Below are 9,544 nucleotides of genomic sequence, written 5' to 3' on the forward strand. Positions count from 1 at the left end.
CCGACGCGGCGGTCAGGGCGCGGCGCAGGACCGGCAGCTGTCGGGTGGAGGAGCGCACGAGGACGGCCATGTCCGACCACGGGACGCCGTCGACCAGGTGCGCCCGTCGCAGGGTGTCGGCGATGACCGCCGCCTCCTGGGCGGCGCTGTCGGCCAGGAGGACCTGGACCCGCCCGTCCGGGACGTGTTCGCCCGGGGTCAGGTCGCGGTGCTCGTTGACGTGCCCGCCCGCCGACGCGACGGCGGGCAGGCGCCGGGTCAGCCCACGGGACGCGGCCAGCAGCGCGGACCCGCTCCGGCGGCAGACACGCAGCGCGACGACGGGCGCCTCGGAGCGGTCGGCGGCCCGGAAGCGGCGGGGGAACTCCAGGATGTTGTCGACCTCGGCACCGCGGAAGGCGTAGATGGACTGGTCGGGGTCGCCGACGGCGACGAGGTCGCGGCCGTCCCCGGCCAGGGCGCGGAGCAGCTCCTCCTGGGCGGGGTCGGTGTCCTGGTACTCGTCGACGAACACGACCTCGCGAGCGGCACGCTCGCGCTCTTGCACCTCGGGGTCGGCGAGCATGTTGGCGGCGACGCGAACGAGCTCGGCGTAGTTGAGCGTGGGGACGGGGGCGATGTCGAAGCGGCCGGTGTAGCGGTCGAGGAACCCGGCCGCGGCCTCCCAGTCGTCCCTGCCGCGCTCACGGCCGAGCCGGTCGAGTTCGGCCGGGCCCAGACCGCGCTCCTGGGCGCGCATGAGGAAGTCGCGCAGCTCCTCGGCGAAACCGCGCGTCTCCAGGGCGGGGCGCAGCCGCTCGGGCCAGTGGGCGGCGCCGTCGAGGGCCTCACCGGTGAGGAGTTCGCGTACCTCCATGAGCTGTTCCGGACCGGAGAGCAGGCGCGGCGGCAGGTCGCCCATGCGCTGGAACTCCCGCCGGATGAGGGAGTAGGCGTAGCTGTGGAAGGTGAGCGCGAGGGGTTCGCGGGTGGTGCGGCGCAGCCGGGCGGTGATCCGTTCGCGCAGTTCCTGGGCGGCCTTGCGGCTGAACGTGAGCACGAGCACGCGCGAGGGGTCCACCCCCCGTTTGTCGATGCGGTCCACGACGGCCTCGACGATGGTGGTGGTCTTCCCGGTCCCGGGCCCGGCCAGTACCAGGAGGGGGCCGCCCGCGTGCTCGACCACGCGCCGCTGGTTCTCGTCCAGCACCGGCGGCGGCTGCGCCCGGTTGGCGCGCCGCACGAGTCGGTATCGGGCATGGTCCACGACCAACAGTTCACCAGAGGTCGGGGACCTTCTCGGCCAGAACGGACACATCCGTCCGCGCCGCGGGGGTCAGCCCCGCCGGTTCCCGGGGCTCAGTTCCGCCCGTCCCACCGGGCCCGGCGCATGTCGACGCGGTCGGCGCCGGGACGCATGGGGGTGGCCTCCGCCGCGTAGTGGGACAGAGCACGCACCTCGTGGCCCGAGGGCGGGCGGCCGTCGGAGCGCACGACGCGCCACCAGGGGACGGCGCCGCCCCACGTGGACATCACGGAGCCGACCTGGCGGGGGCCGCCGCGACCGACGTACTCGGCGATGTCGCCGTAGGACATCACCGTGCCGGGCGGGATGGACTCGACCACGGAGAGGACCTCCTCCGCGTAGTCGTCCGGTCCGGCGTGGGGGTCGTCGAAGTCGTCCAGCACACCGGAGAGCCTACTGCGGACGGGTCGCACGGCGTGCCCCGGCGCGACCGGCTCCCGTGGGGCCCCACGGGAGCCGGTCGGCACGGCACCNGCTCACGCGGCCGGACGGCCTCCCGCCGAACTCGTTGCGGTGGATGGTCCAGGCGAGCTCGGGGTCGCGCTTACGGGTCCGCCCGGCCATCACCAGCCCGTAGAGGCCCAGCAGCATGATCGCCGGCCCGATCAGCCACGCGCTCCACGCGGCGGCGGTCTGCTCGGTGAACCCCAGGATCCACGGCAGGGCGAAGGTCAGCAGGCCGATGGCCATCAGGGCGATCTCCCCGGACACCGCCGCGGGGCGGTTCAGGGAGATGACCGCCGCCATGATCACGACCAGCCCGAGCACGAACATCAGTCCGCCGCCCCAGCCGTACATCCCGTGCCACATCCAGCTCACTCCGAGGGCCAGACCGGCGGCGATGGCCGCCCAGTCCGCCCAGCGTCCCTTCTCTCGCATGACGCCACCTCCCAGCGGCGGGCCGCTCCGACGACGTGGGCGGCCCCTGTGGGACTTGTACCCACTCACGAGCGGCGGCGAAAGGAGGTCCCGAGGCCGTGGACGACGACGGGGGACGGAGCGGGCCGTCCCGCTCCGTCCCCCGTCGGTGGGACCCCGCCGGTCAGTAGACGGGCAGGCTCGGGTCGACCTGGTTGACCCAGGCCAGCACCCCGCCGCCGACGTGCACGGCGTCGTTGAACCCGGCGGACTTGACCGCGGCCAGCGCCTCGGCCGAGCGCGCGCCCGACTTGCAGTGCAGGACGATCCGCTTGTCCTGCGGCAGCCGCTCGAAGGCCTTCCCGTTGAGGAACTCACCCTTGGGGATGAGGACCGCGCCCGGGATGTTGACGATCTCGTACTCGTTCTGCTCGCGGACGTCGACCAGGAAGATGTCCTCGTCCTTGTCCAGGAGGTCCTTGAGCTCGCCCGCGGTGATCGTGGAGCCGGCGGCGGCCTCGGTGGCCTCCTCGGACACCGCGCCGCAGAAGGCCTCGTAGTCGATGAGCTCGGTGACCGGCTCGGTGTCGGGGTCCTTGCGGACCTTCACCTCGCGCCAGGTCATCTCCAGGGCGTCGAAGATGAGCAGGCGGCCGACGAGCGGGTCACCGATGCCGGTGATGAGCTTGATGGCCTCGTTCACCATGACGGACCCGATGGACGCGCACAGCACGCCCAGCACGCCGCCCTCGGCGCAGGAGGGGACCATCCCGGGCGGCGGAGGCTCGGGGTACAGGTCGCGGTACTGCGGCCCGTGCTCGTTCCAGAACACGCTGACCTGGCCGTCGAACCGGTAGATCGAGCCCCACACGTAAGGCTTGTCCAGCAGCACGCAGGCGTCGTTGACCAGGTAGCGGGTGGCGAAGTTGTCCGTGCCGTCCAGGATCAGGTCGTAGCCGGCGAAGATGTCCAACGCGTTGTCCGACTCCAGGCGCTCCTGGTGGAGGATGACCTCGACGTTGGGGTTCACCTCCTTGATGCTGTCCCGCGCGGACTCGGCCTTGGGACGGTCGACGTCGCTCTGGCCGTGGATGATCTGGCGCTGGAGGTTGGACTCGTCGACGACGTCGAAGTCGATGATGCCGAGCGTGCCCACACCCGCGGCGGCGAGGTAGAGCAGCGCGGGGGAACCCAGACCGCCGGCGCCGACGACCAGGACCTTCGCGTTCTTCAGGCGCTTCTGCCCGTCCATACCCACGTCGGGGATGATCAGGTGACGCGAGTAGCGGCGCACCTCGTCCACGGTCAGCTCGTCAGCTGGTTCCACCAGCGGCGGCAGCGACACGGTGACTCCTCAGGTCTGTTCAGGTGGCTCCGCGCCGCCCGGACCGAAGGGCGTCGGCCGAGGGGGCGGGGCGCGAAGCGTGCTTGCACTTATACCCAACCTAACGGGTGGGGTTTCCCATTCCCACCCCGGGGAGGCGTGGGACACACCCCTGCCCGCATGCCTCAACGTACCTTCTCCACCCCCGCTGCCTGCGGGTTCGTGCCGCCCGGTTCCCCTACCGGCGGCCTTGGGGCGGGTAGTGTCGTCTGTACGCGCAGCGACGACGCCGGGAGGCTCCCGTGACAGCACAGAATCGAGCCGGGAAGAGGCGCCTTGAGGCCGAGGCGGACCCGTCGGACTCCGTCCCCGAGGCGGACGCGGCGGAGCAGAGCGCGCGGACCGCCGAAGAGGAAGGCGACCAGTGGCTGGAGAACCCCGCTGGTCGGAGGCTGGAGCAAGCCAACGAGGCGGACGTGGTCGAGCAGTTGCGCGAGTTGGGCGCCGACGACGAGGAAGAGCACCGGTGACCCGGGCCCGCCGCTGACCGCCCACACCGAACCTACGCCGGAGTAAGATGAGGGAAAAGCTGTGGAGCGTGACACCATGTCGCGCCGGGCAGTACTAGCCACGCAGATGTTCGAGGTGGCGTGCATCTGCCATGCCGATTTCGGAGGGTGTGGGTGTGACAGCTCCTTCAGACGCCCGCGCCCGGGGCACCCGCTTGCCCCGGGTCAGGCGCCGACGCCAACTCCTGGCCGCGGCACAAGAGGTCTTCGTCGCCCGCGGGTACCACGCCGCGGCCATGGACGAGATCGCTGACCGCGCCGGAGTCAGCAAGCCCGTCCTGTACCAGCACTTCCCAGGCAAGCTGGAGCTCTACCTCGCCCTGCTGGAGGAGCATTCCGAGGCGCTGGTCGAGAAGCAGCGCGAGGCGCTGGAGAGCACGGACGACAACCGCCAGCGCGTGATCGCGAGCTTTCGCGCCTACTTCGACTTCGTCGCCGGCGACGGTGAGGCGTTCCGCCTGGTCTTCGAATCCGACCTGCGCAACCTGCCCGCCGTGCGCGAGAAGAGCGAGCAGACCTTCCAGCGCTGCGCCGAGCTGATCGAAGGGGTGATCCGTCAGGACACCAGCATCTCCGACGAGGAGGCCCGCCTGCTGAGCATCGGCCTGGTCGGCATGGCCGAGACCAGCGCCCGCTACTGGCTCAACAACTACGGCGAGGTGCCCAAGGAGGCCGCCGAGCAGCTCGTCGCCCGCCTCGCCTGGCGCGGCATCAGCGGTTGGGACCTGCAGCGCCAGCCCGAGGAGCGGGACGAGCGATAACCCCGCCCGACCGACGGCCTCCGGCCGCGGTCCCCCCGACCCGGACCCCTGGGCCCCGGGAGCGCAGAGCACGCTCCCGGGGCCTTTTCGTGTCCGCGTCCACCATGAATGACCGAATTTCCAGACGACACCCCGGAAATTATTCCATTTTCCCGTAAAAGAGTGTCCAAGAAAGAGCAACCCACCCCCGACAAGGCGGGCAAAAGGTTCAATCACCCAAGGTCGGGTATCGCGGACATGAGAACTACAGCACTTTTTGTGCGCCGTACCCGTCCGGGTGGACTCCGTGCCCCGGCGGACAAAGCGATTCGGGGGTGAAGGCGTTATGGACATTGGTCAGGGCGTGACCGCGGCCTGGGAGATGGTGGCGACCTTCGTGCCGTTGCTGGTCGGTTTCCTCGTGATCCTGGTGATCGGTTGGTTCGTCGCCTGGGTCCTGGGCAAGCTCGTCGCGAAGGGGTTGCACTCGATCGGCCTCGACCGCGCGCTGCACCGCGGCGGGGTGGGCGAGTACTTCGAGCGCAGCCGCTGGGGCGCCAGTGAACTGTGCGGGAAGATCGTCTACTACGTCGGTCTGCTGTTCGTGCTCACGCTCGCGTTCAACGTCTTCGGGCCGAACCCGGTCAGCCAGCTGCTCAGCGAGGTCATCGCCTGGATTCCGCGCGGCATCGTGGCGCTGGTGATCCTCGTGGTGGCCGGCATCCTGGCCAAGGCCGCCCGCGACCTCATCAGCGGGGCGCTCGGCGGCCTGTCCTACGGACGGGTCCTGGCCAACGTGGCGGCCATCGCCATCATGGCGCTCGGTGTGATCGCGGCGCTGAACCAGATGGGCGTGGCCATGAGCGTCACCATGCCCGTCCTGATCGCCGTGCTCGCCACGATCGGCGGCATCCTCGTCGTCGGTGTCGGCGGCGGCCTCANGCTGGACGTGGTCGAACGCGAGACGGGCCAGATGGGCCCGGGCGCCACCTACGAGGCCGGACGTGAAGCGGCGATGCGCCGCCCCGCGGAGCGGGAGAAGGAGACCACGGAGGCCAGGACGGCCCCCGGACAGCGCGGCGGGGGCGAGTCCGCCCCGTAGTCGCGCACGAGACCTGCGGCCGCGCTCGTCGGCCGGAGGAAAGGGATGCAGGTAGGGGGCGGGGCCGACGGGCCCCGCCCTCGCGTCGTGCCCGGGCGCCGGTACACCGGCGCGTGGACGTCAGAGCAGCTCGGAGTCGCGAAGCTCCATGCGCGACAGGTGCTCGATCCTCCGGAACGCGAGGACGCCCGAGGCGACGATCGGGATGAACGCCAACCAGAAGACCACGCTGCCGGGCCCGGAGAAGACCATCGAGACCAGCGCGACGACGATGATCAGTGCGAACAGCGCGAAGTCGAGGCGCTCCTGTTGGATCAGGACGCCGACCGGTGGACGCGCCGCCCCATGCCGACCGCTCCTCATGCGCATTCCTTTCTCGCGGCTCTGCGGGCCGCTCCGCCAGTCGCGGTCCCGGCCACTGCGTACCGGCACCACGTGTCCCACGTTGCATTCCGCAGGGCCCTGGATCAGCCTCGGCGACGGGGCCGGTCATCGGCCTCCCGCTCGTCACCGGCTACCTTCACAGCGTACGCCGAGCTCCGGGTTTTCGCTGGGGAACGGGTGGGCCCGGCCACAGCGAGCATCCTCGCGTCAGGCATCACGACCGCCCGCGGATGCCACCAACCTAGCGGACGAAGCCCCGTTCCTTCGCCAGGCGGCAGATCGCGAGAATGCGGAGGGTCTCCCAGTCGTACTCGACCGCCTCGGAGTCCCAGCCCTGTTCGAGGCACCCGTCGATGAAGCCGTGCAGGTACGTTCCGAGGCTGCGCGCCGTGAGCCTGCCTCCCGACGAGGTGATCGCGTCGCACACCTCCGCGGCGTGCTGGTCCAGCTCAGCGCCCATACCAGGATCGATCGGGGAGCCGAGGGGACCGAGCTTGTGGAAGTCACGGGTGAGTCCGGCCAGCGGGTGGCGCACGGAGGTCCCACGGGGCATGGAAGTACCTACTCGCGTGGTCAGGAGACGGGGAACGTCATCGACTATACGTGCATTGACCAAGGAATCGTCATGAAAGTGTTGGGCGGGAACCCCCTCCGACCACGAACGACGCGGTGGCGGAGGCTGTGGCGGCCGGCCTCCCGGGGCACGGGATCCGGGGACCGGCGGGGCTAGTCGGCCAACCCCATCGCCCGCAGACGCCCGGAGTGCCCCTCGGTCAGTGAGGCGAACATCCTACTCACGGCGGCCAGGTCACCGACGCCCGAGGACGGCTCCGACCCGCGGTCGCCCCCGGCCAGCAGCTTGGCCAGCTCGGGACGCTGCACGGCCACGGCCTGGGCCTGGCTCAGGGCCTCGCCGACCAGGCGCCGCGCCCACAGGGACAGACGGCCCGACAGCTTGGGGTCCTCCCCCAGGGCGCCGCGCACCGTCTCGGCGACGAACTCGGCGCGGCCGGTCTCGGCGAGCACGCCCTCGACCAGGACGCGCGTCTCGTCGTCGGCGAGCCCGGCGACCCTGGCGTAGAAGTCACCGGCGATACCGTCGCCGACGTAGGTCTTGACCAGGCTCTCCAGCCAGCTCTGCGGCTCGGTGCGCTCCTGCCAGGCGTCCAGCGGCGCGACGAAGGGCGCCATGGCCTCCTCGGGGTCGGCCCCGAGCTCCTCCAACCGGTCCCGGAGCGCCTGGTAGTGAGCCTGCTCCGTGGCGGCGAGGGCGGCCAACTGGCCCTTCGCCCGCAGGGTCGGCGCGAGTCCGGCGTCGTCGGCGAGCCGGAAGAACGAGCCGAGCTCGGCGTAGGCGAGCAGCCCGAGGAGATCGATCACGCCGGGGTCGGCGGAAGGGCCTTGCGTCATGCCCGTCAGGGTAGCGCCCGGTGCGCCCGGCTCCGAACCGGGGCGCGCCCCGTCGGCTCCGCGACGGGTTCCAGGGACTAAACGAGGGGCGGACACGGTTGTATCGGCTGGGAACGGGTAGGTCCTCGGCCGTCCACAGCTCGGTGAACTGCTATGTCCACCAGCTGAGTCACCAGCTAGACTCTGCGTGATGACCGGCGTGTGCAGGCGACCAGACCAGCCCCCGCCCGATCGGGGACGGTCACCCGGCCACCACGGTGCGGCGATCGGTGCCGGTCTGGAACACAGCGGCCCTCGAAGCGCCCCTCACACGCGGGGACGGACCCCTCGTACACGACAGAACTGCGGATGGAGCCGGTCCGCGGACGGGTACACCCCGGCCCGCACGGATCCAGGCGGCAGCGCCACCGCGCCCCTCACCGGAAGGTGGAGCAGCGGTGAGCCGCGCCCTCCGCGGCGGCCACAAGCCGCCCGCGACCGCACCCCGCCGCGGCCACGCCAACGTTGCGGCCCGCCAAGATGGAGGCTTGAGCCCTGAGCAGCACACAACAGACCACACAGAACCGAACGACCTTCCGCGACCTGGGCCTGACCGCCGAGATCGCCGACGCCCTGGAGGCGGAGGGGATCATCGAGCCCTTCCTCATCCAGGAACTGGCCCTCCCGATCGCCCTCGCCGGCAGCGACATCATCGGCCAGGCCCGCACCGGTACCGGCAAGACCCTCGCCTTCGGCCTCCCGCTGCTCCAGCGGGCCCAGGAGTCCCCGGGCTCGGCCAAGCGCCCCCGCGCCCTCGTCGTGGTCCCCACCCGTGAGCTGGCCATCCAGGTCGCCGCGGACCTGACCACCGCCAGCAAGCGCAACGGTCTGCGCGTCCTCACCGTCTACGGCGGCCGTTCCTACGNTCGTCGGCACCCCCGGCCGCCTACTGGACCTGGAGAACCAGAAGCACCTGCGGCTGGACCAGGTCGCCGCCGTGGTCCTGGACGAGGCCGACAAGATGCTCGACCTCGGGTTCCTCCCCGACATCGAGCGGATCCTCACCAAGACCCCGGCCGAGCGCCAGACCATGCTGTTCTCGGCCACCATGCCGAGCGAGATCGTCGCGCTGTCGCGGAAGTACCTGCGCCAGCCCACCCACGTGCGGGCCAGCGACGACGACGAGATCGACGGCTCCTCCATCACCGGGCGGATCACCCAGCACGCGTTCCGCACGCACCAGATGGACAAGATCGAGATGCTGGCCCGCCTGATCCAGGCCGAGGACCACGGCCAGAGCATGGTCTTCTGCCAGACCAAGCGCACCTGCGACCGTGTCGCCAGTGACCTGAAGGCACGCGGTTTCGCCGCCGCGGCCGTCCACGGCGACCTGGGCCAGAGCCAGCGCGAGCGCGCTCTGCGGGCCTTCCGCAACGGCAAGATCAACATCCTGGTCGCCACCGACGTGGCCGCCCGGGGTCTGGACGTCGACGACGTCACCCACGTCGTCAACTACGAGACGCCCGAGGACGAGAAGACCTACACGCACCGGATCGGCCGCACCGGCCGGGCCGGGCGCAGCGGCACCGCCGTCACCTTCGTGGACTGGCAGGAGATGCCCCGCTGGAAGCTGATCAACGCCGCCCTGGACCTGTCGTTCCCGGACCCGGAGGAGACCTACTCCACCTCGGAGCACTTCTTCACCGCCCTGAGGATCCCCGCGGGCACCAAGGGCAAGCTCGCGGCGGACAAGCGCACCCACGCGGGTCTGGAGGCCGAGGAGGTCGAGGACATCGGCGACACCGGCGGCCCGCGCACCGAGCGCGGCGGACGCCGTGACCGCGACCGCGGCGAGAGCGGCCGTGGCGAGAGCCGGAGCCGGCAGCGGTCGCG

Annotated in this window: 10 protein-coding genes and 1 pseudogene; 4 read left to right on the forward strand and 7 right to left on the reverse strand. The window is 71.0% G+C overall.

The features are described from left to right. The 4 genes from D471_RS0101045 to moeZ all read right to left on the reverse strand — a co-directional run. Positions 1–1,222 (reverse strand): ATP-dependent helicase (locus D471_RS0101045; RefSeq protein WP_017596909.1); only part of this gene is annotated, 1,222 nt, incomplete at its 3' end. 116 nt (positions 1,223–1,338) lie between these two features. Then, on the reverse strand, positions 1,339–1,668 hold the full coding sequence (locus D471_RS0101050) for an MGMT family protein (protein WP_026127288.1): 330 nt from the start codon (positions 1,666–1,668) through the stop codon (positions 1,339–1,341). 10 nt (positions 1,669–1,678) lie between these two features. After that, positions 1,679–2,164, reverse strand: a complete 486-nt coding sequence (locus D471_RS0101055) for an SPW repeat domain-containing protein (RefSeq protein WP_017596911.1) — start codon at positions 2,162–2,164, stop codon at positions 1,679–1,681. A gap of 163 nt (positions 2,165–2,327) precedes the next feature. Further along, positions 2,328–3,488: an adenylyltransferase/sulfurtransferase MoeZ gene (moeZ, locus tag D471_RS0101060; RefSeq protein WP_017596912.1), complete on the reverse strand. Its 1,161-nt coding sequence runs from the start codon at positions 3,486–3,488 to the stop codon at positions 2,328–2,330. Positions 3,489–3,769: 281 nt separating this feature from the next. Between moeZ and D471_RS0101065 the strand changes: the two genes are divergently transcribed. The 3 genes from D471_RS0101065 to D471_RS0101075 all read left to right on the forward strand — a co-directional run bounded on the left by D471_RS0101065 (position 3,770) and on the right by D471_RS0101075 (position 5,878). Further along, entirely contained in the window at positions 3,770–3,997 is a 228-nt protein-coding gene (locus tag D471_RS0101065) for a hypothetical protein (protein ID WP_017596913.1), read from the forward strand. Positions 3,998–4,152: 155 nt separating this feature from the next. Beyond that, the gene (locus D471_RS0101070) at positions 4,153–4,797 is read left to right on the forward strand and encodes a TetR/AcrR family transcriptional regulator (RefSeq protein ID WP_026127289.1); all 645 of its coding nucleotides are present in this window, start codon (positions 4,153–4,155) and stop codon (positions 4,795–4,797) included. A gap of 325 nt (positions 4,798–5,122) precedes the next feature. Beyond that, positions 5,123–5,878, forward strand: coding sequence for a mechanosensitive ion channel family protein (locus D471_RS0101075; protein ID WP_026127290.1), 756 nt, complete (start codon positions 5,123–5,125; stop codon positions 5,876–5,878). Between the two features lie 120 nt (positions 5,879–5,998). On the opposite strand, the gene D471_RS0101080 is transcribed toward D471_RS0101075, so the two are convergent. The 3 genes from D471_RS0101080 to D471_RS0101090 all read right to left on the reverse strand — a co-directional run bounded on the left by D471_RS0101080 (position 5,999) and on the right by D471_RS0101090 (position 7,672). Further along, positions 5,999–6,241, reverse strand: coding sequence for a hypothetical protein (locus D471_RS0101080; protein WP_017596916.1), 243 nt, complete (start codon positions 6,239–6,241; stop codon positions 5,999–6,001). A 262-nt stretch (positions 6,242–6,503) separates the two neighbouring features. Beyond that, positions 6,504–6,815: a DUF6401 family natural product biosynthesis protein gene (locus D471_RS0101085; protein WP_017596917.1), complete on the reverse strand. Its 312-nt coding sequence runs from the start codon at positions 6,813–6,815 to the stop codon at positions 6,504–6,506. A gap of 173 nt (positions 6,816–6,988) precedes the next feature. After that, a complete protein-coding gene (locus D471_RS0101090) occupies positions 6,989–7,672 on the reverse strand; it encodes a ferritin-like fold-containing protein (RefSeq protein ID WP_026127291.1) in 684 nt (227 codons plus the stop codon). 588 nt (positions 7,673–8,260) lie between these two features. Between D471_RS0101090 and D471_RS32485 the strand changes: the two are divergent. Continuing rightward, positions 8,261–9,544, forward strand: a pseudogene (locus D471_RS32485) (DEAD/DEAH box helicase); the annotation flags it as partial.

The sequence above is a fragment of the Nocardiopsis lucentensis DSM 44048 genome, from assembly GCF_000341125.1.
Lineage (GTDB): Bacteria > Actinomycetota > Actinomycetes > Streptosporangiales > Streptosporangiaceae > Nocardiopsis > Nocardiopsis lucentensis.